This is a genomic window from Ruegeria sp. CE12 (genome assembly GCF_056537525.1).
Genome location: NZ_JBQFRS010000004.1, coordinates 57,600 through 83,992, shown reverse-complemented (window position 1 = coordinate 83,992; position 26,393 = coordinate 57,600). Strand labels below are relative to the sequence as shown.

The following is a 26,393-nucleotide window of genomic DNA, read 5'->3' as shown; positions in this document are numbered from 1 at the left end:
AAACCAGTCTTAATATATCCTGCGGCGACAATCCGATGCCATCTGCATCGGATGGTGGAGGTGCTGGAATGATCCTGCATGTCACCACGGATTTCTCGGGTCAGGGCGGTGCGCAGGCGATGCTTGCACGTTTGCTCTCGAAATCCCGGGAAAAAGCGGTTGTTGTAGCATTGACCGAAGTGTCGGATCGCTGTCGAAACATGGCAAACAATGACCGGGTCGAATATGTCTCGCTTCGCGCGCAATCACCGCTCGCGCTGCCCCGTGCGATCTGGAAAATCCGGAAGTTGATTCAGCAACATAAGCCCGATGTCGTTCTGTGCTGGATGTATCATGCGATGGTCGTGGGTCTGATAGCGGACAAATTGAGTTCCGCGCACCCTCCGGTCGTCTGGACAATCCGTCAGGCACTGGATGACCCCGATGCTTTCACCCGCAGCACACGAATTGCGGTAAACCTGTCCAAAACACTGTCCCGCTTTACTGACGGCATCATCTACAACTCGACCCGGGCGCTGGAACAGCACGAGAAGTACGGGTTCGCGGATACGCATTCCTCGGTCATTCCGAACGGGTTTGTTCTGCCCAAATCGGCTCAGGACCGCTCCGGTCCTGTTCGAACATTGGGTGTTGCTGCACGCTTTCACCCGCAAAAGGACTTTGGCACGTTCTTTCGTGCTTTCGCTGACGCCCGTCGCAAGGTTCCCGATCTGAAGGCAAGACTTGCCGGAGATGGGGTCACATCAGACAATCCTGAGATCCGTGAGATGCTCTCTAACAACGATCTGCCCCCGGACAGCGTGACGTTGTGTGGCAATCTGAGCGACATGACGGATTTCTACAACAGCATCGATGCTCTGGTTCTGTCCTCCAGAACCGAAGGGTTCCCGAACGTTATCGCCGAGGCAATGAGCTTTGGTCGCCCGGTTGTTACGACGGATGTCGGGGATTCGGCGCTGATCGTTGGCGACAATGGCTACGTCGTCCCGATGCGCGACCCAGATGCGATGGCCGAAGCGATGGTACAGACCGCGAATTGGTCAGTTGACACCTACCAATCGAAAAGCAGGGAAGCGCAGGATCGCATCGCGCGCAGATACTCGCTGACGGCTATTGCGGATACCTATGATTGCGCGCTGGCCAAAGCGATTTCAAGACGCGGGCACCCGGTTGTCCTGAAAGCCGAGTAAGGAAAGCGGTTATGTGTGGCATTGCTGGATATCTTGCGTTTCAAGGCTTTGAGCCGGACAGCGCCAGACGCACGCTCAAAGCCATGTGCGACAGCATTCAGCATCGCGGACCGGATGCCGAAGGTCTTTTTGTTGATGCGAGTTCTGGCGTTGCATTGGGCCACCGTCGGCTTTCGATCGTGGATTTGTCGGAAACGGGCGCCCAGCCCATGGATTCACCAAGTGGCCGCTTTACGATCGTCTATAACGGCGAAATTTACGGGTTTCTTGAGCTGCGCCAGCAGTTGATTGATCTTGGGGTATCTCTGCGGGGAACATCGGATACCGAAGTTTTGCTCGCCGCGATGGATTTGTGGGGTGTACATAAGGCACTTGAGCTTTCGCACGGCATGTTCGCCTTTGCTGTTTATGACCGCAAAGAGAACCGCGTGGTTTTTGCCCGTGACCGGCTTGGGAAAAAGCCACTCTACATTGGCCTTAAATCTGGGAAGCTACTGTTCGGATCCGAACTGAAAGCGTTGCGGGCGCATCCCGAGTTCGGCGCACCTGCCGCCTGCCCGCGCGCACAGGCGCAATATGTCCGTTATGGCTTTGTTCCTGCGCCTCTGTCGATTTATCGCGATGTCATCAAGTTGCCCGCCGGAACTTTGGTCGAGGTGCAATTGGATGCGCCACCGACCTCTGCAGACGCTTTGTCCGAGCGTATCGAGAGTTTTTGGGATATTCGCCAATGCGCTGCTGAAGGTCTGGCAGAGCCCTACGAAAACGAAGATCATGCGTTAAAGGCAATCGAGGCCGAGCTTGGCCGTGCAGTGCAAGACCGCATGGTCGCCGATGTCCCGGTCGGTACGTTCCTGTCGGGGGGCATCGATTCCACACTGATCACTGCGATCATGCAGGAGCAAGCCCCATCCAAGGTCACAAGCTTCACCGTCCGCTTTGAAGACAAAGACCTTAACGAAGCGGATCACGCCGCGGCGATAGCCTCATATCTGGGCACCAATCACCACGAGGTGACAGCCACTCCCCGCATGGCGTTTGATCTGCTCGACAGTTTGCCAGCGGTCTATGATGAACCTTTTGCCGATCCATCAGCGATCCCGACCTTACTGGTTTCACAGCTTGCGCAGCGACGACTCAAGGTCGTTCTGTCGGGTGATGGTGGCGACGAGTCATTTGGCGGGTACGAACGCTATGCCCGTATGTTGGCGATGCAGAAGCTGGCGCAAAAACTGCCCCGACCCGCCGCAGCGGCCATTGCCTCGGCGCCGGGAGGCGTCAGCAAGGCGATTATGTCGGTGCTGCGCCCCGCCCTGCCCGGCTCCATTCGAGAGCAGATGACACCTGACCGCCTGGCAAAGGTGGCTGACATCGTTCGTCATCCGGATCTGCGCAGCAGATACAATTCGATGTTCAGTCTTTGGGAACCTTCCGCTGCGCTGCGCGCCCAGGTGAATGATACGGGCGTATACCAGGCCCGTGATCTTCCGAATGGGCTGAGCGAAACGGACACCATGATGATGCTGGATTCCGGTATCTACCTGCCCGAAGGTATCCTGGTGAAAGTTGATCGGGCCTCCATGTCTGTTGGCCTTGAGGTGCGGGCACCGCTGTTGGATGACCGCGTTGTCGCCGCCGCCTGGCGGTCTCCCAACACACTTCGATACAATGGCAAGGTGGGGAAAGTCGCATTGCGCCAACTTGTCGACAAACGCATTCCTAAGAGCCTCTACGACAGGCCCAAACAGGGATTTGGCGTTCCAATGAACGAATGGCTACGCGGACCGTTGAAGGAAGTCGCCCAAAGCGTTTTTTCAGGTGACAGCGCGGTTTGCGAGATCTTCGATCCGGCGCTTCTGCAACGGCGCTGGCGTGAACATCTTGATGGTAGCCGGAACTGGGGGCCGCATCTCTGGTTCGTTCTGGCTTACAGTTTCTGGCACCGGAGATGGATGCAATGATCCGACCCAAATCATCCGAAGTGCGACGTCTGCCTACTACCGCATGTGCCGGACATCCGGTCAAACCAACATTCGTTGTCACAAAGAAGCTGGACCCCTGCGGTTTCGACAACGTAGCCCGTAATTTGTTTGCTTGGTGACGCAAAGGTCAGAGGTAAGTTCAAAGTGCTCAAGAATTTCCTTTTAATCGCTCTCAGCTGCCTGATCACATTGGCCTGTGTCGAGGTTCTTCTGCGCGTATTCGATCCTTTGAATCTGGAACCGCATTCGAGCCCAAAGATTGCAAATGTCACTCTACAACATCAGGGCGTCCATTTCTGCGAGGGGGGGCCCGACCGGCTGCGTCGGCATGACACTGTCTATTCACGCGAAAACCCGCTGCAATCGTATTTCGAGTTTCGCAACGATATCGTCTCGTATCACAAATATAATGAACATGGCTTCCGGGGAACGACCGAGCCAGAGGGCGACAAAGGGCGCATACTGGTTCTGGGTGACTCCTTCATTCGTGGCACATTGTCCGATGAAACAGAAACCATACCAGCACTCCTGACGCGCTGGTCTGAGGACGCGCATTACATCAACCTGGGCACGGGCGGTCATGGCACTTTGCAACATGATCTGACCTATCGTGAATTTAAGGATGTGTTCCCGCACGACACCGTGCTGATGTTCGTCTTCAACAGCAATGATCTGACCGACAACGTCACATTCAGGAAATGGCAGGAAAACCCGACACCCTTCGGTCAGAAACAAACTGTCAGCCAGCAACTCAAGACCAAGATCGCGACTTTCCATATCGGAAAGCTGGTCATACGTTTGAAATCCATGCTGACCAACCGCGATCTCTATCCGTCTGAACCAACCGAGGATGAGACAAACCTGTTCCTGGAATCTCTGCATACGCTCAATCGGGCCGTGACCGACAAGGGCGCCCGACTGGTTGTGGCTTCCCTGCCCAGCGTCTCGGAGTTCGTGGATGAAGGCTATGTAACATTCCGCTCCGATCCAGTTGGTTACAGCGATGCGGTTCGAGCCCTGATTGAGCAATCTGCTGGCGACGAAGGCTTCATCTGGCTTGACCTGAAACCCGGACTGGAAGCCATGGCAGATCAGTTGCAGATTCCGACCGTTGACCTGTTCGGCAGCCCGGATCATCACCTGCAGGAAGTCGGGAACTATGCGGTCGCCTCAGCGGTTACAGAATTTCTCGAGGAAAATGGCATCGGAGCGTTTGAGATCGAAGACAGCTTTGTCAATCGCATGCAACACGCGCCCGATGCGGTGAGTTGCCCCTGAGCCTTGTCAGGCTGCAGGAGGCATGACTTGCTGTTCCAGTGTCATCGCCAACCCGGTTGGCAGTGATATCAGTGGCCCGTAGCCAAACGCATTCGCTGCTGCAGAATTGTCCAGAGCAAAGCGCGTGAAGGGTGGTTCATGATCCGGATGGATCGACAAATCCACCGGACCCGCTGGGCCAAAAGCCGCGATCACCTGACCAAGTTCAGCAAGTCGAACTGGCCCGGGCCCTGCGATGTTGAAAACCCCTGTTGCGCCCGTTTCAGCTGCCATCAATGCCGCCCGGCTCAGGTCGTGGGCATGAACGAAATCTATCCTGTTCTCGGGGCCGCTGACTTCAATCCCGTGCCCGGCCCTTGCCGACTGCAACATCCGGATCAGAAACTTGTCTTCGGGCAGCCCAAATCCATAAAGCGATGACGGGCGCAAGATGGTGGCCTTCAATCCATCTGATTCAGCACACTCGGCGATTACGCTTTCAGCCATCCGTTTGGAAGCGGCGTATGATCCGCCAATCGGACCTGGACCTGTTGCGGCATCTTCACGAATGACCGCCGCGTGTGGGTCCCGGTAGACTGAACCGCTTGAGATAAATATCAGGTGTACATTCCGCCCTGCCGCCCATTGAGCCAGGTTCAGAACTGCTCTGACATTTATGTCGTAAAGGTCGCGCAAAGACGACGAGGCATCTGCTTCAACACCGGTCGGTATTTTGGCCGCGCAATGGATGAAAATATCTGCCCCTTCGGTGATTGCGTCAAAGCGGGCGGTATCATTCCATTCGCTCAAATTCCATTTTTGACGGTCAATCGCAACAAACGGCACCCCGCGATCCGTAAGCAAAGCGCAGAGATGCCTACCCAGCAGACCTGTTGCACCTGTCAGTGCAACCTTCATGACCTGCGACCATAAAGGCTGAATTGCGTGCCGGGATCCGGGATTAACTCACCAGTATTCTCCAACTGGTTCAGCGCTGCAGTGGGCAACACCAGCTCGCTCCAGTATCTCAAAACTGCGCTATCCCAAGCAATCTCAGGCGAATAGGGCATCCCCTGATCGTGTTTGATGTAAAACTCGACCGGATTGAAACCGAGCTGCGAACAGAATGGCGTTGTGCCCGAGAAACGCGCGTTGATTTCAAAGACCTTTGGGACACCGTCGTGATCCAGTCGCAGTTGAAAGTTGCAGGCCCCCTCAACGCCCAGCTTTTCGGCAATCGCTGTCACATAGGCCTCGACCTCGGCATTTTGTTCAGGGAATGCGCGATAGGTATCGCCAGACCGCAATATACGCCGAAGTGCCAGAACGGGTGAAAGCTTGCCGTTGACCCCAACGATGGTGCAGGTGAATTCTCGGGTATCGTCACCGATCAGTTCCTGCACGATGATTTGTGAATGATCCCCAGGATAGGCAGCAAGCTCTTCTCGGCTGTTCGCGCGCTCAACACCAATGGATCGAAACCCGACAGCGGGTTTCGCGATGACCGGGAAAGGCAGATCGTCGATTTTCAGCGCCTCGACCAAGGGCCAGGTCCTTGGATAAGGCAACCCGTTTTCTTTGAGAAACGCCGAAGTCAGCGCCTTGTCATCAGCGATCTGGACCGCATTCAACGGATTGACCACAACCCGTGTCCCAAACCGTTGTGCGATCTCTTCGCGTTTTTCCGCACACAAAGCCAGTTCGATATCAGTACCCGGAATGTAGTAGTCGACGCTTTCTGCTTCGAAGATGCGCGCCAGCGATTCCAGGTATCGCGGCGACCGGCAACCCTCGACCAGAAATACCTTGTCGCAGGCGTAGAGACCTGCAGATTGCGCCGCCATATCAGCGCCAAGGATACGGATGGGAAGATCTGTTGTAAGCCGCAGTGATTTGATGATCCCCTGACCGACACCGCCGCCTGCGCCTGTAACCAATACCGTGATCAATTCACTTCTCCATAAACGAAACAAGTTTGTCTTTGGTGGCCTTACTCAGGTCCGTCGCAGCAATCTCACGACGGAACTTTGCCCGATCAAAGTCGATGTTTGGAAGGCTCACTTTCACCTCGGACCCATCAAGCTGGATTGTGAGATAAGTAAAACCCGTTCCTCTTGGTTGTCCGACCGTACCCGGGTTCAGCAAGAGAACTTCGCCCGCGGCCGGCTTCAGCCAGACATCGGTTTCAACATTCTCGGCCCGACCATCTGCATCGACAATCACTGCAAAGGAACGGTGAGAATGGCCAAAGACCCCAATACTGAACCCATTGTCGCGTAAGTTCTGCGCAGCAGGAGCCCACTGCTCAGGTTTCGACACATAGGACCAATCGCCATATTCATACGGGTTGGCATGGGAAAACAGGATCGGGCCAAATTCATATCGTGTGCACCACGGATAGCGTTCCCATAGCGGCGGCAAATCAGCGACTTTGGCATGTGTCCAATGGACAGATTCCAGCACGAAATCCGAGATATTATCGTAAAATGCTGAATTGCCGCGATCCAGGTCGAAATAGAACTGATCATGATTGCCGCAGATAAAAACACAATTCTGTTCGGATTTCAGCTGATCGACAGCGTCCAGAACCTCTCTCGGCTGAACCCCATAGGTCAACAAATCTCCAAGCACGACCACAAGTTCAGGGTTGATCGACTTCACCTGCGCAATCGCTGCAACCAGTGCATCTGCGTTCCCGTGAATGTCGGACAGAACGGCGATCGTCTGAATACTCATGAACTTCTTCTGCCTGCACTCTTGCGGTTGGATTCTTGTGGTCGTTCCATCGGCATTCAACCTGTTTGGATCGTACAAGGAAATCTGACCGGCACAAACTGATCCTGTCCCGCGAATGTCAGTCAACCCCGGAAATCAATTGAGAAATCCGCGCTGACGCAAGGATTGCACAATGGTTTCGGCGGCTACGGTCGCGCCTTTTTCATTAAAATGGGCATCTGCGGCATACATCAAGCGGGGTTCGTCAGCGGCTTCGAACACCTCAGTCAGATCGATCATCTGAAGATCAGCCTGGGTCGCTGCGTCCCGAACCATGTTGCGCAAGGGATCGTGTACAAAATCCTGTGGCAACATGCCCACAAAGCGACTGATCGTAGGAATGTAGACGACCACCAGTTCTCCATCCCATTGCTCTACCATATCAGCCGCCCGTTTCAGGACCTGACCATAAACCGGGTTCGGTTCGGCGGCTTTGGGATAGTGAAGCCCCATCACTTCGGTCGTTTTTTGCAGGGCGAAGAAGTTCCGGAATACGCGCTGCTTTCGAAGATAGTCCCGCCAGGACAGGGTGGTTCCATCCCACCATTGATCCATGTGCTGTCTGGCTGCCTCTATCTGCGCCTCAGAGTGCGCGATGACGCCAAAATCCGTTCCAGGCTCTAGCGCAGGCGCTAGCCAGGGCATCTCTTCTTCGCGCTGTAGGTTCTTCCAGTCATTGCCTGCGAAGAAGGCCATGACAGTCACATCCGGCTTGAAATAAGGCCCATACCGGCCAAGCACCGCCAACTCGAACAATGGCCCGGCGCCCCGGTGGCCTGTATTCATCAATTGCGGGATATCTTTGCGTAATTGACTCGCCAGATCGTGCCCATCTTCAAGGCAGAACCCTTCGGCAAACGAGTCACCCAGCAACATGACATCGATGTCTCCGTCATGCACAGTATCGGGGTTTCGGAACCCGTACCGATCAGGCCGATAAGAAACCGGCTGGCCATTCAATGAACACAGAAAGATGTCGCCCTCGGTCAAAGGTGAGAGCATGGCGGTATCAAGCGTTTGGATGTCTTTTTCATTGTTCAAACGTTTGATTGTATAGGCTGGCGGTATGTTTTGTCGGAATTGCCCGGTCTCGGTCGTCTCACTTACGACGCCGAACATACCAAGACGCGCGGGCAGAGACTTGACTGTCAGATAGGCCTCAAACGCGAACAATGTCGCAAACAGCGAGCTTGCGCATATGCCGACAACAAGCCTGGTATCGCCTTTGACCCGCAGGGCAACAAACAATAGACACAAAGCCATAAACCCCGGGACCAACACATAGCGGGTAATACGCGCGATGCCCGACGCGTACTCGGCAGAGTTCAAAACTGCATAGATGACAATCGCAATCAGATAGAGTGCCGGGAGCAGGCACAAAACAGCTGCGAAGCGCCCACCTTTCTCACCGTTTCCCATTTAGCCCCAACCCTTCGGTTTCATGTGAATTGTCCCCACATAAGCTCGACCATCCATTGATCACTGCTATCGCGATCTCGAATCGTCGGCACGAAGTCCGGTACCAATTGGGGCTGGTTGCGCACCGCAGGCCTGCCTGTCGAAGCAGCAGGATACGACCCCCTTCACCAGAAATGAGGGGAAGCAAAGAATTACAGAGGTGCTTTGCTAGACCCGCTACTCGGGCATAAAGGGAAGGGCCATCTAAGACAGGCTGGAAAACAGCGTATCTCGTAAGGCGCGAATCCGATTCCAAACGCAAATTGGAACAATGTATGCTCATAGGCTAAAACACAAAATCACTAATACCAAACACAGATCGTGTTAACACAACGATCCACTATTGCAATTGAGCTTAGGGAACCCTCGCGGGGAAGTCAGGGGGAATTTAACTCTGCGATCCCCACATGACCAATTTGTTTGCAGAAAATTGCACTCTGGTCGTTGAGTAAATCGTGTCTATGCATGCGGAGTGCGTGAAAATTAGGGGTCGGCTGTTCGAGCCGACCCCCTAAGTATTAGCCGATGATCGCGTTCAGCGTCGCGCTGGGGCGCATCACGGCCGCAGCCTTGGCCGGATCGGTGTGATAGTAGCCACCAAGATCCGCCGCCGCACCCTGAGCAGCCGCCAGTTCGGACAGGATCTGCTCTTCCTTATCGGCCAACTCTTTTGCGACCGGCGCAAACTCAGCGGCCAGTTCGGCATCTTCGGTTTGCGCAGCCAAAGCCTCGGCCCAATAGCGCGCGAACCAATAGTGGCTGTCGCGGTTGTCAGGCTGACCAACCTTGCGGCTTGGCGACTTGTTGTTGTCCAGAATGCCTTGCGTCGCGGCTTCGGCTGCGGCACCCAGAACACCCGCCTTGGCGTTGCCCTTGCTGTCAGCGAGGAAGTTCAACGATTCACCCAGTGCACAGAACTCACCCATCGAGTCCCAACGCAGGTGGTTCTCTTCCACCAACTGCTGCACGTGCTTGGGCGCCGAACCACCCGCGCCGGTTTCGAACAACCCGCCACCGTTCATCAGCTTGACGATGGACAGCATCTTGGCCGAGGTGCCGAGCTCAAGGATCGGGAACAGATCGGTCAGGTAATCACGCAGCACGTTACCGGTGATGGCGATGCTGTCCTTACCTGCCGTGATGGTCTCCAGTGACTGACGGGTTGCTTCACGCGGGGCCATGATCAGAAATTTGTCGGCAACGCCAGCCGCCTCAAGGGCCGGTTTGACGTATTTGATCAGTTCAGCGTCATGGGCGCGGTTTGCGTCCAGCCAAAAGATTGCTTCGGAACCGGTCAAGCGCTGACGGTCCATCGCCAGCTGAATCCAGTTCTCAATCGGAGCTTTCTTCACAGTGCAGGCACGCCAGATGTCACCCTTTTCAACCTCGTGCGAATGCAACGTCTCACCATTGGCCAGAACGATACGGATCGTGCCATCGGCGGGTGCCTGGAAGGTTGTCGGGTGCGAGCCGTATTCTTCCGCCTTCTGCGCCATCAGGCCCACGTTGGCCACGGCACCGGCGGTGGCCGGGTTCAACGCGCCGTTGGCTTTGAAGAAGTTGATGGTCTCGTCATAGACGGGAGCATAGCAGCGGTCAGGAATCACACAGTTGGTGTCTCCCTTGGCGCCGGTCTCGTCCCAGCCTTTGCCACCTGCGCGGATCACCGCGGGCATCGAGGCGTCGATGATCACATCCGACGGAACGTGCAGGTTGGTGATGCCCTTGTCGCTATCGACCATGTACATGGACGGACGGCCCGCCTTGATCGCGTCGATCGTGGCCATGATGTCGGCATTGTCTTTCACGCGATCCAACAGATCACCCAGACCCGAGTTCGGGTTCACACCCAATGCGTCCAGTTCCGCGCCAAACTTCTCAAACACTGGCGCCAGCCAAGCTTTGACCGCATAGCCGAAGATGATCGGGTCCGAGACCTTCATCATCGTCGCTTTCATGTGCAGCGAGAACATGGTGCCGTCTTTTTTGGTGTCTTCAATGGCGTCCGCCAGGAACGAAGACAGCGCTTTGACCGACATGAAGGTCGCGTCGGCAACAGTGCCTTCGGCCAGCGGCCATGCGTCTTTCAGAACGGTCACGCTGCCGTCTTTGCCGACGAATTCGATTTTGGCATCGCCCGCCTGAGCAGCCGTGATGGTGGCCGATTTCTCATTGGCATAGAAATCGTTACCGGACATCGACGAAACCTTGGTTTTGCTGTCCGACACCCATTCACCCATCGAGTGCGGGTTCTTCTGAGCGTAGTTCTTGACCGCACGGGCCGCGCGACGATCCGAGTTGCCCTCACGCAGAACCGGGTTCACTGCCGAGCCTTTGATGGCGTCATAGCGTGCGCGGATCGCCTTTTCCTCGTCAGTCGAAGGCTCTTCGGGGTAGTTCGGAATATTGTAGCCCTGCGATTGCAGCTCTTCGATGGCTGCAACCAGCTGCGGGACCGACGCCGAGATGTTCGGCAGCTTGATCACATTGGCATCCGGCGTCTTCACCAGCTCACCCAGAGCAGCCAGATCATCGGTGATGCGCTGATCTTCGGTCAGGTTTTCCGGGAAGGTCGCCAGAATGCGCCCGGCCAGCGAAATATCCTTGGTGCCGACACTCACGCCAGCGGCCGAAGCGAACTTGCGAATGATGGGCAGGAACGATGCGCTGGCCAGCTCCGGCGCTTCGTCTACAATGGTATACAATATATCGAAGTTCGATTTTTCTGCCATATTCCCTTACCTTTTTTAAGCCTTTCAGGGGCGTGCGATCCGAGAGTTGTGCCACAAGGAGCGTGGCGCGGGAGGAGCGGCTCAATCATACCGCTCCATCGGTGACTCTGATTTGACAGGGCCTCCCTTAAATCAGGATCGACCCGGGATCAATCGCAGTATGGCGCGCATATTGACACGGTTGGGAAATTATAGGCCCTCTTGCTTTTCAAATGTCTTGGCGACGCAATTTAGCCATCCCGCCGTGGAAGCCATGAAAGCTTGAGATCATCATGATCAAAATATTGATCGATGAGTTGGTCGATCCTTGAATTTCGATCCGGAGATTTATCGATATTTGGGGTCAATCCGGAATTTTCCAGAGCGTTGATCATACCTTGCTCAGCATCTCGATTAGTTTCCTCGAAATAACTGCGGAACGCCTCGCGAGCCAAATCACGCCTTCCAAAAGTCTCGTACAAGATTGGGCGGTAAGCTAACACATATTCTTGTTCCCAGCTTGGGTTCGAGAACGTGCGTCGAATCCGATTTAGCCAAGATAGCTCTGCGGTTACTTGGTCGGCGCACCATTTGATATATTGATCCGCATACAGGATACCCTTTTGCTCATCCCCGATAGTAAGATGAATTGCCACAGGAGACAGTAGCTCGAAATAGACATCAGGCTGCAGCTCCGCTCTTGTCTTTTCAGCTTTCAATGCAGATTCAGCATCGCCCGAATAAAGTATGTGCAACATAATCAACCGATCATACACCCATGCTTGCTCTGGCCATCGCGCAGCGGCTTTGGATACGAGATCAAAAGCCAGCTCATGGTTTCCGCTGTCGATGTGATTCGAGGTTATCTTCTCCGCTACCTCACTAATATTCGGATAGTCAGCATGTAAGCGCTCGTAAATTGCGAGAGCGGCTTCGCGCTCTCCGGTATCTTCGAGAAACTTCGCCTTTTTCCAGGTTACGTAAGCCTCTTCAGGAAACGCCTTTGATACACGATCAAAGTCATCCAAAGCCGCATCAAGATCCCCGCTCGCGTGCTTTATCTGCGCTCGCATGACCCAAGTCTGGTAGTTCTCTGGTTGCAGCTCCATTGCATGATTCACATCAGCAAGCGCACGTTCATAGTTACCGTTGTAGCTATGAGCCCAGGCCCGTCTGGTCAGAAAGAGATGCCGGAATACGGGCGCAGTATCGTCCTGTTCGATCAACGTCGTACACGCAGCAATGCGTTCGGACCGGGTTGCCTTGCCATTGATACATGTTGCCGCCAGATCATCAGGCCTCGGGTTCCCACCAAACCAAATAATTCCAGCGGCGAGAAAGGTGGTCAAAGCGGCAAGGCGTATGCGCATTCAGGCTCCAGTGCAGAGTGTTTACTCGCCTTTAGATGGTATTTTTCGTAACAATTGCAAGCGTAGTTGCTTTATAACCATTTGAAAAATAGCCTCTCTTCATATCACCCTTAATGTGCAAACAACTAATACCGGGGCGGTGCTAACCCCGCCTGAAACCAGCTGACCAGTGAAACGATAGAATAGACGGGCAAGCCCGTTGCTGCCTGAATGTCGGCTGCATATGGACACATATTGGTGCATTCCAGAACCAGCGCGCCAAGCTCGGGATGCGCCTCTTTCATGGCCATCGCTGCCTCGACATTATCGACCCGCGCCTTTTCAACTTCCAATGTCAATTCATTGTCGAGGATGGCTCGGGTAAACTCCTGCCCGCCTTCAGTCGTGCCGATAGGCGTGCCATCAGGAACCCGCGCCCGGGTTAGGTGGTCCTGCGTCAGGGTCGATGCCGAAATGGTCAGAACACCGGCACGCTTGCCCGCCGGCAGGAAGCGATTAACCATCTCAACCTGCATCAGGGAAGAGGTTACGACCGGAACCGGAACCGCCCTGGCCAATTCATCCTGAAACAAAGACAGAAACCCGCAATTGGTGGTGATGCCATCCACCCCGTCACGCACAAGATCGCGGGCAGCATCTATAAAGGCGTCCAGCATACCCTCAGCCTTGTGTCGCACCACCAGATCGGGTGAGGCATCGCGGACGATGCGATAATGCACCGGAAAGGGCCAGGTCAGGGCGTTACCCATGTCGCCGGGGATGCGCGGGAAACGGGCGTCCAACATCAGGATGCCGACCGAAGCGCCATAAACAGATTTTCCGCCCTTAGCGATCATACCTTATCCCTCACCTATGATACGTGCCGAAATGTCGTCCGAGCCTTCCATGTAGATGTTGGAAATCCCGTGACGCACAGCATCCTGAACCTGATCCATCCGCTTGACGATATGTCGACCCAACGCCGCCGCCGCTGCATCTGCATCGCGGTCTATCAACGCCTGCATGACCCGTTTGTGTTCCTCTTTCGACCGTTGAACCCGGTCAAGGCTCATGGAAATCCAGCGGATGTAGCGGATACGCTCATTGATCCGGCGCAGGGTCTCCAAAAGTTCTGCATTCCCCGAAAGTTTGGCGATCCCAAGATGAAATGCTTCGTCCCTGCTGACCGCCTCTTCAACAGTCAGGCCGGTGATATCGATCCCGGTTTCATAAAGCTCATTGCTCAGGGAGCCGAGTTCTTCGTCGGACGCTTTTTCACAGGCTGATCGGGCTGCTGCGACTTCGATGATCTGCCGCAGTTCGAAAAGATCGTAAACGCTTTGCGCATCCAGAGGCCGGCAAAAGAACCCCTGCCCCGGTCGAAAATCGAACATCCGCTCAGCGACCAGCCGGTTCAGCGCCTCGCGCAACGGCGTTCGGCTAACTCCCAGCTCTTTCGACAGCGCAACCTCGTTAAGCCGATCGCCGGGCCGCAGGCGAAACGATACGGCCATCGCCTTTACCTGCTCATAGATATCATCAACGCGTGGCCCAGCCATGAAATCGCCTTTTCCTGCTTTTTGCACAGGTGCCACAGGCGAGACTTGAAATCAATATACAAAACTGTATACAGCTCTGCATGCAGACTCTGCGAGGAAGGAAACGCAAGCTATGACCGGAACCAATTACCTGACCGGCGCCGAGGCAATGGTGCGAATGCTCGAGGCCCACGGCGTCAAACATATGTTCGGCTTGTGCGGAGATACGACCTTGCCCTTCTATGATGCGCTGTCACGCATGGATCACGGCATTCAGCACATCCTTATCCGCGATGAACGGCATGCAGCATATATGGCTGACGGCTATGCCCGTGTGACCGGAAAGCCCGGCGTATGCGAAGGGCCATCAGGCGGTGGCGCAACTTACATTCTGCCCGGCGTGATCGAGGCCAATGAAAGCTCGGTCCCGATCCTTGCCATTACGTCAGACGTGGCCACTACCAGCCGCGGCAAGTACCCTTTGACCGAACTGGATCAGCCCGCACTTTTCAAACCACTGGCCAAGTGGAACGCTTCACTTGATGACGCCACCCGACTGCCAGCAATGGTTCGCGCGGCATTCCGCGCCATGACAACCGGGACACCCGGTGCGACCCATCTGGCCTTGCCGTTCGATACGCAGAAAGATCAGGTCGACGAAGCGGAAATCTGGGCGGACGCGCGCCACCGCAGCTATCCGGCTGAACGTGCTGGCCCGGATATGGCTGCAATCGAGGCGGCGACCGAAATTCTCGCAAACGCGAAATCAGCTGTCGCAATTTGCGGAGGCGGACCTGTTCTGTCTGGCGCCAGCGATGCACTGCACGAAGTCGCCTCATTGCTGGATATGCCAGTGGCAACAACAGTATCCGGTCAGGGCTCAATCGCCGAAACCGATCCTCTGGCGCTAGGAGTGGTTGGTTCAAACGGGGGCATACCCGCGACCCGCGCCGTGGTGGATCAGGCTGATGTGGTGGTATTCATAGGCTGTCGCGCCGGGTCGGTGACAACCGAACGCTGGCGCAGCCCGAGCCGCGACACCACGATTATCCACATCGACAGTGATCCCATGGTGATTGGTGCCAACTATCAGACAGAAGTGGCCATTTGCGCCGATGCACGGCTGGCACTCGAAGCCTTGGCACGATCCCTGAAAGATCGGCGCGATCTTACAAGCCAAGGCGGGACCGCTAAAGCCAAAGCAGCCTGGGAGGCCAAACTGGCCGCATATGCAGCTCTGGCAAACAGTACGGAAACACCCATCCGACCCGAAGCCGTAATGGCGGCGATGATGGATATACTGGATGATGACGCAATTGTCGTTGCGGATCCCGGCACGCCTTGCCCTTACTTCAGCGCCCATTATCGCTGGGCCAAACCGGGCCGACACTTTATCACCAATCGGGCACATGGTGCGCTGGGGTATTCGCTGGGTGCCGCGATGGGTGCGCATGTCGGTCGACCGTCAGTAAAGACTTTGGCCGTGATGGGCGACGGATCATTTGGATTCACCTGCGGTGAATTCGAAACCATGGTACGTCACAAAATGCCGATTACTTCGATCGTCTTTTCAAACTCGGTATTCGGCTGGATCAAGGCAGGCCAGAATGCGGGATTTGGACAGCGTTATTACAATGTCGATTTCAATCGGACGGATCATGCGGCGGTCGCCTCGGCCTTTGGCGTCAAATCGTGGACTGTAAAGGATCCCGCCGATCTGCGTCGGGTTCTGAAAGAAGCAATCGAACACGACGGACCGACCCTTGTCGACATTCATTCCCAGCAGCTTCACGAAGCCGCCGCCCCGGTATCCGAGTGGGTCGCATAAGAAGCAATTGCGGGCGTGAGCTGTGCCAGGAACTCCTGCGCGATGGCTGACAGCGGACGCCCCTTTGCGGTGATGATCGCAAGATCCAACATCACAGTGGGTCTGAACGGGCGGGTCTGATACCCGCCCTCTTCATCAAACATGACCGTGAACGGGTCGATGACTGCCACCCCCATACCCTGCTTTACAAAGCTCAACAGGTTCTCGGACAGGTGCGTGTGGATCTTAGTGCGCCAGGTACGTCCAGCTGCCTGAAAGATATCGCGTGTCCGGCGATGGGTCTGATGCTCAGGCCCCATAACAATGAAGGACTCATTCTCCAGCAGTTCCGGCGTCAACACATCGTATTGGGCTAGATGACTGCCTTCGGGAAAGGTGGCCAGCGTTTCGAAATGGAACTCTTGGTAGTTCAAAGTGTCATGCAGGATCGGCATTTCGACTATCCCGATCTCGAACAGGCCTGAGATAACCCACTCCTGAATCTTCGACGAATACTGAGACTGAAAACTGACCGACAGGTTTGGCCGCGATTCAGCAAAGCGCGCGATCTCACGCGGCATGAACCCGAATGACAACAGATGCGGCGCAGCCACCTGTAACTGCCCCGGATGCTTGTTTTGCAAATCAGTCACGGCCTGCGCCACGTGGTCCAACCCACGAACCACGGTATCGACCTCACGGAACAGCAGTTCAGCCTCAGGCGTCGGCAGCAAACGTCCCTTGTTACGCTCAAACAATGGAAGGCGGGCTTCACGCTCAAGCTGCGCAAGCAAGTTGCTGATACCCGGCTGAGAAATGCCAAGAACCGAAGCCGCTCCGGTTACAGTGCCAGTCTCCATGATAGCGTGAAAGGCCTGCAATTGCCGGAAGCGAAGAGACACTTTGTCCACCTCATCATTTTTTCTGATACTCTTGCTATAACATAGTATTTGAAATGATATACTAGGCAATGCACGGTTCTTCCCGACTGCCGGAGGAAGAATGAGCAAACTGAATCAAAAAATCACAGGGTTTGACGTGTGGCATCTTGCGTTGCCGGTCACATCCAGACGCGATCACGGGATCGGCTCAGTCGAGGGAACGTGCGAAGTCGTCATTCTGCGGCTAACTTCCGAAGACGGCAATCAAGGATTTGGTGAGGCCTCTCCGTGGTCGGTCTTTACCGGAACGCCCGAAGCCACATATGCAGCGTTGAACCGGTATATCCGACCACTCGTGATTGGCGAGAAAGTCGGTGACCGGGCGGCAATCATGGCTCGGGCCGCATATGCGGTCGCGCATTGCACCGAAGCGAAGGCCGCGCTGGAAAGTGCCCTGCTCGACCTGTCAGGCCGTATAACCGGCTTACCAGTCTGGTCACTGTTGGGGGGCAAATGTCGCGATACGATCCCACTCAGCTGCTCAATCGCAAACCCGGAGTTCTCGCAGGATATCGACTTGCTGGCACGACTTCGTGATGACGGTGTCCGGATCGTCAAGCTGAAGACCGGGTTCAAGGATCATGCCTTTGACATCATGCGCCTCGAATATCTGGCACAAAACTATCCGGAGTTTTCGGTCCGTGTGGACTACAATCAGGGGCTGTCAATTGACGATGCCCCAGCACAGGTGCGGGACGTCGCCCAATTCAACCCGGATTTCATCGAACAACCGGTCAGGGCACATCACTACGGCATGATGTCAAAGCTGAGGGATATGATCGACATTCCCTTGCTGGCTGATGAGAGTGTGTTCGGACCCGAAGACATGGAACGCGCCGCCCGCGATGGCATCTGTGACGGCGTTTCGGTGAAAATCATGAAATCAGGTGGTCTGACCCGTGGGCAAACAGTCGCTCGCATCGCGGCGGCACACGGGCTGAGCGCCTATGGCGGCGACATGTTCGAAGCCGGGCTGGCCCATCTGGCTGGCACACATATGATTGCAGCCACTCCGGAAATCACCCTTGGCTGCGAGTTTTATCAGGCCTCTTACTTTCTGGGTGAGGACATATTGGAGGAGCCCTTCCTCGTGGAAAACGGCAAGGTTGTTGTGCCAGACACTCCGGGACTTGGAGGACGACCTGACCTGAATAAGCTCAACCATTATGCCGTTACCAGAGCTGTTGCAGCATGACTGACAAAAAGACCATAGCCATTATCGGTGCAGGGATTGTCGGCGTATCAGCCGCTGTTTGGCTGCAGCGCGATGGCCATGACGTGATCCTGATCGACAAGGCAGGCCCGGGAGAAGGCACATCCCATGGCAACGGCGGTGTTCTGGCCTCCTGTTCGATCGTACCTGTGACGGTGCCGGGGCTGCTGCAAAAAGCCCCTAAGATGCTGTTCAGCCCATCGCAGCCTTTATTCATGAAGTGGGGGTATTTTCCCAAGCTTCTGCCGTGGCTGATGCGATACCTGAGCCATGCCAATGCAGACGACGTCGAGCGGATCGCTGCTGCCCTGACCCCCATCGTTGGCGACAGCCTGAACGACCACAAAGCGCTTGCTGAGGGGACAGGTGCTGAAAGATGGCTCGAACCGTCCGACTATCTGTTTCTCTATGAAAACAGAGAACATTTTGACGGAGATGCGTTTGGCTGGAGCATCCGTCGCAAGCACGGGTTTCATTGGGAAGAACTGGAAGGTCAGGACTTTCACAACTACGATCCGATTTTCAGCCAGGATATTGGCTTTGCCGCAAAGCTAGGGGATCACGGTCACATCAAAGACCCCGGTCAATATGTCAAGGATCTCGCGGCGCATGTGGAAGCAAATGGTGGACGCATCGTACGCGCCGCTGTCGATGATATCGTCCGCAACAACGGCAAAGTGACAGGCGTACGTACCGAGGGTGAGACCATCGCCTGCGACACCGCAATTGTAACTGCAGGGGTTTGGTCAGGGCCTCTTGCCAAACGTTTGGGTATATCTGTTCCTCTGGAAAGCGAACGCGGCTATCATCTTGAACTGATAGAACCTTCGGCGATGCCGCGCAGCCCGGTCATGGTGGCATCCGGTAAATTTGTCGTCACTCCGATGGAAGGCCGGATTAGACTGGCCGGGATTGTAGAGTTTGGCGGCCTTGATGCGGCGCCTTCGCGTGCGCCGTTTGAATTGATGCGAAAGAATGCCCGCGCTGCATTTCCGGGCGTGACGTGGAAGGATGAAGTTGAATGGATGGGGCATAGGCCTGCACCAGCGGATTCGATCCCGATCATCGGTGACGTACCCGGGATCGAAGGCGCATACATGGGTTTTGGGCACCATCACATCGGTCTGACAGGCGGACCAAAGACAGGGCGCCTGTTGGCGCAAATGATTGCGGGCAGAACCCCGAACGCGGATCTGAGCGTTTATGCTCCGGCGCGGTTCAAGACATAACGATGCCGGTGAAAAACACTGGCGCACCTAATTTCAACTGGGAGAAAAAGATGAAAAAACTAGCTGGTCTTCTAACTGCAACTGCATTGACAGCTGCGACCGCCATGCCGGCAATTGCCGAAAAATGGGATATGCCGATGGCGTATTCGGCATCCAATTTCCACTCGGCCACGGGCGCGGAGTTTGCCAAATGCGTCACCACAGGCACCGGTGGCGAGATTGAGATCGTTACACATCCTTCCGGCTCGCTGTTCAAAGGCGCGGATATCAAACGCGCCATTCAGACTGGCCAGGCTCCGATTGGTGAACGCCTGTTGTCCGGTCACCAGAACGAAAATGCGCTGTTCGGTTTTGACTCCATCCCGTTTCTTGCGACCTCTTTCGATGACAGCGCCAAGCTTTGGGACGCCGCAAGACCCTCGATCGAAAATCTGCTGGCTGAACAGAACCTGACCCTGCTTTATGCCGTTCCGTGGCCGCCGCAGGGGCTGTACTTCAAGAACGAAGTGAACTCAGTCGCCGATATGAAAGGCATCAAGTTCCGCTCGTACAACAACGCCACATCACGACTGGCAGAGCTCACCGGAATGCTGCCAGTGACCATCGAAGCAGCTGAAATCAGCCAGGCCTTTGCCACCGGCGTCGCGGACTCGATGGTATCGTCCGGTTCAACCGGCTATGACCGCAAGGTCTGGGAAAGCCTGAACTACTTCTACGAAGTAGACGCCTGGTTGCCGCGCAACTACGTGATGGTCAATTCCGATGTCTGGTCTGGTGTATCGGACGCCAACAAGAACGTCATCAAAGCCTGTGCCGAACTGGCGGAATACGCCGGCAACTGGCGCGCCAAGGAATACACAGGCTTTACCCTGCAAGGTTTGCGTGACGGCGGCATGACTGTTGGCCCAGCCTCCGAGCAGATGACGAACGAACTGAAAGAGATCGGCGTCACCATGACCAATGAATGGCTTGAGGCCGCTGGCGACGAGGGCAAAGCCATCGTCGACGCGTTTAATTCGTCTCAGTAAACAACCTGACCCGGGCGGCAGCTGATCCTGCCGTCCGTTGTCCATTCAATCACAACCAAACGGGGACAGCATGGCGGTATTGAGAGGGCTTCGGTCCGTACTGGATTTCATTTATCTGGCGGCGGGTGTTCTGGCCGCGCTTAGCCTGATCGCCATTCTTGTGCTGATCGTCGTTCAGATGCTGGCCCGATGGACGGGAGAGGTGTTTCCGGGTGCGCCGGATTATGCCGGCTATGCGATGGCAGCTGCTTCGTTCCTTGCCTTTGCCAATGCGCTGAACCGGGGCAGTCACATCCGCGTCTCGATCCTGTTGAATTCAGTGCCGGACGGGGTTCGACGCATTCTCGAGATCTGGTGCTTTGCCGTTGGCGCTGCTGTGATGTGGTATTTCTGCTGGTACGCCTATCGCTTTGTCTACTGGAGCTGGAAGTTCAACGACATCAGCCAGGGGCAGGACAAAACCGCCCTCTGGATACCGCAATCAGCGATGCTGTTCGGCGCTGTCATTCTTGCCATCGCGCTGACCGATCATCTGATCCACGTGCTGTTCCGGGGTGATCACCGCATCACCCGCGACCTTGCCGACCAAAGCCACGGAGAGTGAGGACATGGAAAACGTATCAATCATCATCCTCTTTCTCTTTGTACTGTTTACCTTGCTTGGCACCGGTGTCTGGGTCGGCCTTGCCCTGATGGGCGTCGCATGGGTCGGGATGGAACTGTTCACGACCCGGCCTGTCGGCGATGTCATGATCACGACGATCTGGTCGGCCTCATCCTCGTGGACCCTGACGGCTCTGCCCATGTTCATCTGGATGGGTGAAATCCTGTATCGAACCCGATTATCTGAGGACATGTTCAAAGGTCTTTCTCCGTGGATGGCCCCCCTGCCCGGTGGTCTGGTGCACACCAATATCGTTGGCTGTACGGTCTTCGCCGCCGTATCCGGTTCCTCGGCCGCAACGCTGACCACGGTCGGCAAGATGTCGATCCCGGAACTGAGAAAGCGAAACTACCCCGAACGCATGATCATCGGCACTCTGACAGGTGCTGCAACGCTGGGCCTCATGATCCCTCCGTCACTTACGCTGATTGTTTACGGCGTCACCATCAATGAATCAATCACCAAGCTGTTCTTTGCCGGCATCCTGCCCGGGCTGGTGCTGGCCGCGATGTTCATGGGCTACGTGGCGATCTATTCGAAATTCGGCAAAGACTGGAATCCCAACAACGAAGGCAAGTTGAGTTTTTCGGAGAAAATCAAGAACTCACGCTTCCTGCTGCCGGTGATCCTGCTGATCATGGTGGTAATCGGATCGATGTATCTGGGATATGCCACAGCGACCGAGGCGGCGGCCTTTGGTGTGATCGGAGGGTTGCTGCTGGCCGCAGGTCAAGGGTCACTGACATGGAAGACATTCACTGAAAGCCTGATGGGTGCCACCAGAACCAGCGCGATGATTGCACTGATCCTTGCGGGCGCTGCGTTCTTGTCACTATCCATGGGCTTCACCGGACTGCCGCGCGGACTGGCCGATCTGATTGCCGGGTGGGAGCTGACGCGGTTCGAACTGCTGATGGTCCTGCTGGTCTTCTACATCATTCTGGGCTGTTTTCTTGATGGCATCTCCTCGGTGGTGCTGACGATGGCTGTGGTCGAACCGATGATCCGGGACGCAGGCATCGACCTGATCTGGTTCGGCATCTTCATCGTTGTCGTCGTCGAGATGGCGCAGATCACACCGCCAATCGGGTTCAACCTGTTCGTGATGCAGGGCATGACCAACCACGAAATGAGCTATATCGCGCGGGCCGCCATCCCGATGTTCCTGATCATGGTTCTGATGGTGTTTGTCCTGATCTGGTTCCCAGAACTGGCCACTTGGCTGCCAGAGAATCTGCGTCAGAGGCCGGGAGGATAACCCGGCCTTGAACCCGCTCCATCATGCGGCCCGCCACGGACCTTACGTATTGGTCGCAGGTCTGTTGGCGGGCCTTGCATTGCCAGCACTTGCCGAACCGATGCGGGATTTTTTGCCGCCGCTAGTCGTGCTGCTGTTGTTCGTCACCGTGCTGCGAATGGAGCCTGCAGCCATTCTGGGCTCACTGACAGAATTGCCGAAAGTGATGTTGACGGTTTTAAGCATTCAGCTGCTTCTGCCGTTGGTTATCGTAACAGTGGGGATTGCGGGTGGCTGGATCGGCACTCCACTGTTTTTGTCGATGATCATCATGGCCGCAGCGCCATCGATTTCTGGCAGTCCCAACATGTGCATGATGATGGGGCATCCGCCGGAACACGCCATGAGGTTGATGGTTGTGGGTACCGCCCTGCTGCCTCTGACGGTAGTGCCCATTTTCTGGCTGTTGCCCGAACTGGGCGGGGTCAGCGCCGTACTATGGGCAGCGCTTCGGCTATTCCTGACGATTGCACTGGCAACTATTGCTGCTGTGGCGGTGCGGCGGACCGTTTTGCTCAATCCATCCGAAAACACGCTTCTGAGTCTCGAAGGCGCCGCCTCGATCACGCTTGCGGTTTTTGTGATAGGTCTCATGCCATCCGTCAGCGCAGTCGCGTTGGCCGATCCGATGCGCGCTGCCTTCTGGATCGCATTTGCCTGCGCTGCCAATCTGGGGGCGCAGTTCATCACGTTTCAGTTGACCCACAACAGGTTGTCGATGCCAAAGGCGACTGCCCTTTCGTTGATCGCGGGGAACCGGAACATTGCACTATTTTTTGTATCACTTCCACCCGAGGTTACCGCCCCGATCATGGTCTTTATTGGAGCCTATCAAATTCCGATGTATCTGACGCCGCTGATCATGCGACCGCTCTATCGCAGAGGTCAGACCTGACGAACTGCAACACCTTTTGCTCTCATTTAGATACCGGATATTTGTCGTATTGCATGCAAAACATCGGTGATCTATCGATACGCTAATGCGTTGTGTTTTTGCGTTGATTTTCTCTTTTTTCGCGTGCGCGGCTTCCTATGTGAACGCGCAGGAAGCGGTCATTGATCCTCCTGAACTCAGTGAGTCCGGCAGGGCCTATTTGGATGCGATCCGATATCACGGCATTGACAGCGATGTCGTGTATTTTGATCCGACACGACCAGCCCCACCGCTGGAAACAGATGCCAAGCCAAAGCCAGAGCATTCAGAGGAAAACCGTTCCTGGACCTTTTCAGGAGGGTCTCAAACGACAACCGTCATCATCATGCTGTTGATTTTGGGGATCTTGGTGGCATTCGTCTACTTCACGGCAGGAGGAACATCTGTTTCATTCAGCAAAGGCGTAGAGAACACCCGACGCAAATCGAGGCAGAATTCCAACAGTGATGGGCCTGACCCAGCGGACCAATCTGATCTGGATACAATCCTAAATATTCCCGACCGCCAGCTTGCACTCATTGGATTGGCGCAGCTTGCCCTGACGCGATGCCTCAATGCAAACGGCGTGCTGTTCAAACGCAGCTGGACACATCGCGAAGCCCTTCGAAAACTGCCGCAAACCCTGTCTTACATACAAGACCTGCGCGCGCTGGTTCTGGACAGTGAACGTGTTCATTTCGGCGGCCGCTCGATCAGCGAAAGCGATTTTGCAGCACATGTCGCGCGGGTTCGACCGATATTGCGGGAGACACGCGCATGACAGACATCAGCCAGACCAACCCCCCACCTCAGATCAGGCTGGATTGGATCATAATCGCTCTGGTGGTTCTGCTGTCTCTGGGTGTTTTCCTGTATCTCGCCGCACAACGCCAATATGTACTGCGCGAATCCACCAACGGTTTTGACGGGCTAAAAATCTGGCTGAGCAGCGAGTCTCAACCGACCCAAAGTTTCACCGGTGGCTGGCCATTGGATCGCAGCACCATCGGTTTGTTGGTCCAGCCGATATTCGACACGCATCCCGATACAGATCGAAAGGCTGCTCGAACCAAAGAAGAATTGCTGCTGCAGACGGACGAATTTGATCAGCAGATCGATATCATTCAGGAGAAAGCCGGTTCCGTTCAAAGCCTGATCATTCTGCCCAAGTGGCGCAGCGGCATGCGGCTTACAGGGTATGGTCATCCTTTCCTGCTGGCGCCACGCGGTGATGTTCAAACGGTTCTGCATCAGATCGTCGGCCCGGATGTGGGTCAGGTGTTCTACATGCGCACCCCTTTCTCGGACTTCGATTATGACGGGGATAGGGAAGTGCTGGCCGCCCGAGTTTACGCAGGACAGGCATTCGAAGGGATCGGATGCGAGCCAGTTATCGGCAGACCGGGCGCGATACTACTTGGCCTTTGCCCATTACCCGGCGACAGAGACCGGGATCAGGTCTATGTTCTGTCCGATCCGGATGTACTCAACAATCACGGCTTGCGCCTCGGCGACAACGCTTTGATCGCCGCGCAACTGCTGCCGCAAATCGCAGGGGAAAACCGGATTGTCATCGATTACAGCGACAGAAACTGGCTGACCGAGCCGGAGCAGATCGTCCAAAGGGAAAGAACCTGGGAGGATCTGGCGCGTTTGTTCGAGTATCCGTTCCGGATTTTGTGGATCGGTGCAGCATTGCTTCTGGCGCTTGCCATCTGGCGCGGCGGCATTCGCAACGGGCCGGTTATCAATCAGGGTCCATCGCTTGGCACTGGGAAGCGTGCAGCCAACCGGGCACGGGCGCGACTGATGCGGCTGACCGGGCAGGACGGCGCATTGCTGTCAGATTTCGTCGATACTCGCATACATGCACAAGCGGCCGAGGTATTTGGGCCGGGGCATGTGGTCAATGGCGGCGTCGAAGCCGCCTACTTGCGATACATGCAGGCGCGCCAGCCTGCGCTGGCCGCTGAACTGGCTGGCCTGCTGGGAACAATCCGGGGATTACCTGCGCATCTGAATGCCAGCGACGCCATCACTTATATAGACAAATTTGAATCGATACTGGAGCGATTTGCCGATGACGCTTGATGAATTGTTTGCCCATGCCGAGGCTCTTCGCACGGAGATCGGCAAAGTCGTTCAGGGACAGGAAGAGGCCATCGACCTGCTGCTGACTGCCCTGTTTTCACGCGGCCATGTGCTGTTGGAAGGGCCGCCGGGAACAGCCAAAACCCTGCTGGCGCGCAGCTTTGCAGGTGCCCTCAACCTCGCGTTCGGACGTATTCAGTTTACGCCTGACCTGATGCCGGGCGATGTTCTGGGAACTTCGATCTACAATTTTCAAACCAGCGAATTCGTTCTGACCAAAGGGCCCGTCTTCAGTCAGATCCTTCTGGCGGACGAGATCAACCGTGCGCCCCCAAAGACACAAGCAGCGCTGTTGCAAGCCATGAACGAGCGGATGGTGACCATAGACGGTACTGACCACGACCTGGGATCGGAATTCATGGTGGTCGCCACACAGAACCCGATTGAACAGCAGGGAACCTATCCACTACCCGAGGCACAGCTTGACCGCTTTCTGTTCAAGATAAACCTGACTTTCCCGCCTGAAGATGTCGAACTTGCCATTCTGCGCCAGCACGCTGCTGAACCTCTGGATTTCCTGACAGCAACACAGGCGGTTGCACCGCTACTGGACGGCGAAACTACCGCCGCTGCGCGCAGCCTGATCGATGGCATCGTTCTGGATGACGATATTCTGGCCTATATCTTAAGGTTAGTGCGCGCGACGCGAGAGAGTTCGGACATCGCCTTTGGTGCATCGACCCGGGCTGCAGATGCTATCGCCGGGGCCGCCCGTGCGACTGCCGCTCTGAACGGGCGCGACTTCGCCATTCCGGATGACGTCAAAAATCTGATTATTTACGCTTTGCAACACAGGATCGTTCTCAGCCCCTCTGCTGAAATCGAAGGGCGCAGCGCCCGGCAGGTTCTTGAGAACATCCTCAACCAGATCGAGGCCCCCCGCTGATCCG

The 26,393-nt window shown here is 55.6% G+C and carries 23 protein-coding genes; 14 read left to right on the top strand and 9 right to left on the bottom strand.

Features of this window, described 5'->3' with window-relative positions; translation table 11 throughout:
- Positions 1 to 35 precede the first annotated feature (35 nt).
- From ACR0IO_RS11450 to ACR0IO_RS11435, 4 genes are read left to right on the top strand one after another with little or no spacing between them, the layout of a single operon-like run.
- Entirely contained in the window at positions 36 to 1,190 is a 1,155-nt protein-coding gene (locus ACR0IO_RS11450) for a glycosyltransferase (RefSeq protein ID WP_480741754.1), read from the top strand.
- Between the two features lie 11 nt (positions 1,191 to 1,201).
- Positions 1,202 to 3,151: an asparagine synthase (glutamine-hydrolyzing) gene (asnB, locus tag ACR0IO_RS11445; protein WP_480741751.1), complete on the top strand. Its 1,950-nt coding sequence runs from the start codon at positions 1,202 to 1,204 to the stop codon at positions 3,149 to 3,151.
- The gene (locus ACR0IO_RS11440) at positions 3,148 to 3,291 is read left to right on the top strand and encodes a hypothetical protein (protein ID WP_480741750.1); all 144 of its coding nucleotides are present in this window, start codon (positions 3,148 to 3,150) and stop codon (positions 3,289 to 3,291) included. Before asnB ends, ACR0IO_RS11440 begins: the two co-directional genes overlap by 4 nt.
- A 25-nt stretch (positions 3,292 to 3,316) precedes the next feature.
- The gene (locus tag ACR0IO_RS11435) at positions 3,317 to 4,450 is read left to right on the top strand and encodes an SGNH/GDSL hydrolase family protein (protein ID WP_480741748.1); all 1,134 of its coding nucleotides are present in this window, start codon (positions 3,317 to 3,319) and stop codon (positions 4,448 to 4,450) included.
- Between the two features lie 6 nt (positions 4,451 to 4,456).
- On the opposite strand, the gene ACR0IO_RS11430 is transcribed toward ACR0IO_RS11435, so the two are convergent.
- The 8 genes from ACR0IO_RS11430 to ACR0IO_RS11395 form a co-directional block, all read right to left on the bottom strand.
- Positions 4,457 to 5,347, bottom strand: coding sequence for an NAD-dependent epimerase/dehydratase family protein (locus tag ACR0IO_RS11430; RefSeq protein WP_480741745.1), 891 nt, complete (start codon positions 5,345 to 5,347; stop codon positions 4,457 to 4,459).
- On the bottom strand, positions 5,344 to 6,378 hold the full coding sequence (locus ACR0IO_RS11425; protein WP_480741743.1) for an ATP-grasp domain-containing protein: 1,035 nt from the start codon (positions 6,376 to 6,378) through the stop codon (positions 5,344 to 5,346). The genes ACR0IO_RS11430 and ACR0IO_RS11425 overlap by 4 nt, the downstream gene beginning before the upstream one ends.
- A 1-nt stretch (position 6,379) precedes the next feature.
- Positions 6,380 to 7,165 (bottom strand): metallophosphoesterase family protein, encoded by a 786-nt coding sequence (locus tag ACR0IO_RS11420; RefSeq protein WP_480741742.1) that lies wholly within the window; start codon positions 7,163 to 7,165, stop codon positions 6,380 to 6,382.
- Positions 7,166 to 7,300: 135 nt separating this feature from the next.
- Positions 7,301 to 8,623, bottom strand: a complete 1,323-nt coding sequence (locus tag ACR0IO_RS11415; RefSeq protein WP_480741740.1) for a GDSL-type esterase/lipase family protein — start codon at positions 8,621 to 8,623, stop codon at positions 7,301 to 7,303.
- 557 nt (positions 8,624 to 9,180) lie between these two features.
- Positions 9,181 to 11,394: an NADP-dependent isocitrate dehydrogenase gene (locus ACR0IO_RS11410; protein ID WP_480741738.1), complete on the bottom strand. Its 2,214-nt coding sequence runs from the start codon at positions 11,392 to 11,394 to the stop codon at positions 9,181 to 9,183.
- 230 nt (positions 11,395 to 11,624) lie between these two features.
- Positions 11,625 to 12,743, bottom strand: coding sequence for a tetratricopeptide repeat protein (locus tag ACR0IO_RS11405; protein WP_480741736.1), 1,119 nt, complete (start codon positions 12,741 to 12,743; stop codon positions 11,625 to 11,627).
- A gap of 125 nt (positions 12,744 to 12,868) precedes the next feature.
- Positions 12,869 to 13,579 carry an aspartate/glutamate racemase family protein gene (locus ACR0IO_RS11400; RefSeq protein ID WP_480741735.1) on the bottom strand — a complete coding sequence of 237 codons (711 nt, stop codon included), beginning with the start codon at positions 13,577 to 13,579 and terminating at the stop codon, positions 12,869 to 12,871.
- Positions 13,580 to 13,582: 3 nt separating this feature from the next.
- Entirely contained in the window at positions 13,583 to 14,281 is a 699-nt protein-coding gene (locus ACR0IO_RS11395; RefSeq protein WP_480741733.1) for a GntR family transcriptional regulator, read from the bottom strand.
- A 112-nt stretch (positions 14,282 to 14,393) separates the two neighbouring features.
- On the opposite strand from ACR0IO_RS11395, the gene ACR0IO_RS11390 reads away from it, so the two are divergent.
- Positions 14,394 to 16,088, top strand: a complete 1,695-nt coding sequence (locus tag ACR0IO_RS11390; RefSeq protein WP_480741731.1) for a thiamine pyrophosphate-binding protein — start codon at positions 14,394 to 14,396, stop codon at positions 16,086 to 16,088.
- On the opposite strand, the gene ACR0IO_RS11385 is transcribed toward ACR0IO_RS11390, so the two are convergent.
- The gene (locus ACR0IO_RS11385; protein WP_170333678.1) at positions 16,049 to 16,969 is read right to left on the bottom strand and encodes a LysR family transcriptional regulator; all 921 of its coding nucleotides are present in this window, start codon (positions 16,967 to 16,969) and stop codon (positions 16,049 to 16,051) included. The genes ACR0IO_RS11390 and ACR0IO_RS11385 overlap by 40 nt on opposite strands.
- A 100-nt stretch (positions 16,970 to 17,069) precedes the next feature.
- On the opposite strand from ACR0IO_RS11385, the gene ACR0IO_RS11380 reads away from it, so the two are divergent.
- The 9 genes from ACR0IO_RS11380 to ACR0IO_RS11340 all read left to right on the top strand — a co-directional run bounded on the left by ACR0IO_RS11380 (position 17,070) and on the right by ACR0IO_RS11340 (position 26,389).
- Complete coding sequence (locus ACR0IO_RS11380; RefSeq protein ID WP_480741729.1) at positions 17,070 to 18,203, top strand: enolase C-terminal domain-like protein; 1,134 nt, start codon at positions 17,070 to 17,072, stop codon at positions 18,201 to 18,203.
- A complete protein-coding gene (locus ACR0IO_RS11375; protein ID WP_480741727.1) occupies positions 18,200 to 19,450 on the top strand; it encodes an NAD(P)/FAD-dependent oxidoreductase in 1,251 nt (416 codons plus the stop codon). Before ACR0IO_RS11380 ends, ACR0IO_RS11375 begins: the two co-directional genes overlap by 4 nt.
- 50 nt (positions 19,451 to 19,500) lie before the next feature.
- The gene (locus ACR0IO_RS11370; protein ID WP_155145669.1) at positions 19,501 to 20,478 is read left to right on the top strand and encodes a TRAP transporter substrate-binding protein; all 978 of its coding nucleotides are present in this window, start codon (positions 19,501 to 19,503) and stop codon (positions 20,476 to 20,478) included.
- 70 nt (positions 20,479 to 20,548) lie between these two features.
- On the top strand, positions 20,549 to 21,082 hold the full coding sequence (locus ACR0IO_RS11365) for a TRAP transporter small permease (RefSeq protein WP_155145671.1): 534 nt from the start codon (positions 20,549 to 20,551) through the stop codon (positions 21,080 to 21,082).
- Between the two features lie 4 nt (positions 21,083 to 21,086).
- Entirely contained in the window at positions 21,087 to 22,400 is a 1,314-nt protein-coding gene (locus ACR0IO_RS11360) for a TRAP transporter large permease (protein ID WP_170333672.1), read from the top strand.
- A gap of 7 nt (positions 22,401 to 22,407) precedes the next feature.
- Positions 22,408 to 23,334: a hypothetical protein gene (locus ACR0IO_RS11355; protein ID WP_480741724.1), complete on the top strand. Its 927-nt coding sequence runs from the start codon at positions 22,408 to 22,410 to the stop codon at positions 23,332 to 23,334.
- Positions 23,335 to 23,473: 139 nt separating this feature from the next.
- Complete coding sequence (locus ACR0IO_RS11350) at positions 23,474 to 24,133, top strand: DUF4129 domain-containing protein (RefSeq protein WP_480741722.1); 660 nt, start codon at positions 23,474 to 23,476, stop codon at positions 24,131 to 24,133.
- A complete protein-coding gene (locus ACR0IO_RS11345) occupies positions 24,130 to 25,443 on the top strand; it encodes a hypothetical protein (protein WP_480741720.1) in 1,314 nt (437 codons plus the stop codon). The genes ACR0IO_RS11350 and ACR0IO_RS11345 overlap by 4 nt, the downstream gene beginning before the upstream one ends.
- Positions 25,433 to 26,389 carry an AAA family ATPase gene (locus ACR0IO_RS11340; RefSeq protein WP_155145681.1) on the top strand — a complete coding sequence of 319 codons (957 nt, stop codon included), beginning with the start codon at positions 25,433 to 25,435 and terminating at the stop codon, positions 26,387 to 26,389. Before ACR0IO_RS11345 ends, ACR0IO_RS11340 begins: the two co-directional genes overlap by 11 nt.
- Positions 26,390 to 26,393: the final 4 nt, after the last annotated feature.

Bases quoted from the DNA above. Each gene is read 5' to 3' on its own strand.
- ACR0IO_RS11450 (WP_480741754.1), top strand. From the start codon at position 36: ATGCCATCTGCATCGGATGGTGGAGGTGCTGGAATGATCCTGCATGTC.
- asnB (WP_480741751.1), top strand. From the start codon at position 1,202: ATGTGTGGCATTGCTGGATATCTTGCGTTTCAAGGCTTTGAGCCGGAC.
- ACR0IO_RS11440 (WP_480741750.1), top strand. From the start codon at position 3,148: ATGATCCGACCCAAATCATCCGAAGTGCGACGTCTGCCTACTACCGCA.
- ACR0IO_RS11430 (WP_480741745.1), bottom strand. From the start codon at position 5,347: ATGAAGGTTGCACTGACAGGTGCAACAGGTCTGCTGGGTAGGCATCTC.
- ACR0IO_RS11420 (WP_480741742.1), bottom strand. From the start codon at position 7,165: ATGAGTATTCAGACGATCGCCGTTCTGTCCGACATTCACGGGAACGCA.
- ACR0IO_RS11415 (WP_480741740.1), bottom strand. From the start codon at position 8,623: ATGGGAAACGGTGAGAAAGGTGGGCGCTTCGCAGCTGTTTTGTGCCTG.
- ACR0IO_RS11410 (WP_480741738.1), bottom strand. From the start codon at position 11,394: ATGGCAGAAAAATCGAACTTCGATATATTGTATACCATTGTAGACGAA.
- ACR0IO_RS11405 (WP_480741736.1), bottom strand. From the start codon at position 12,743: ATGCGCATACGCCTTGCCGCTTTGACCACCTTTCTCGCCGCTGGAATT.
- ACR0IO_RS11400 (WP_480741735.1), bottom strand. From the start codon at position 13,579: ATGATCGCTAAGGGCGGAAAATCTGTTTATGGCGCTTCGGTCGGCATC.
- ACR0IO_RS11395 (WP_480741733.1), bottom strand. From the start codon at position 14,281: ATGGCTGGGCCACGCGTTGATGATATCTATGAGCAGGTAAAGGCGATG.
- ACR0IO_RS11390 (WP_480741731.1), top strand. From the start codon at position 14,394: ATGACCGGAACCAATTACCTGACCGGCGCCGAGGCAATGGTGCGAATG.
- ACR0IO_RS11380 (WP_480741729.1), top strand. From the start codon at position 17,070: ATGAGCAAACTGAATCAAAAAATCACAGGGTTTGACGTGTGGCATCTT.
- ACR0IO_RS11375 (WP_480741727.1), top strand. From the start codon at position 18,200: ATGACTGACAAAAAGACCATAGCCATTATCGGTGCAGGGATTGTCGGC.
- ACR0IO_RS11370 (WP_155145669.1), top strand. From the start codon at position 19,501: ATGAAAAAACTAGCTGGTCTTCTAACTGCAACTGCATTGACAGCTGCG.
- ACR0IO_RS11365 (WP_155145671.1), top strand. From the start codon at position 20,549: ATGGCGGTATTGAGAGGGCTTCGGTCCGTACTGGATTTCATTTATCTG.
- ACR0IO_RS11360 (WP_170333672.1), top strand. From the start codon at position 21,087: ATGGAAAACGTATCAATCATCATCCTCTTTCTCTTTGTACTGTTTACC.
- ACR0IO_RS11345 (WP_480741720.1), top strand. From the start codon at position 24,130: ATGACAGACATCAGCCAGACCAACCCCCCACCTCAGATCAGGCTGGAT.
- ACR0IO_RS11340 (WP_155145681.1), top strand. From the start codon at position 25,433: ATGACGCTTGATGAATTGTTTGCCCATGCCGAGGCTCTTCGCACGGAG.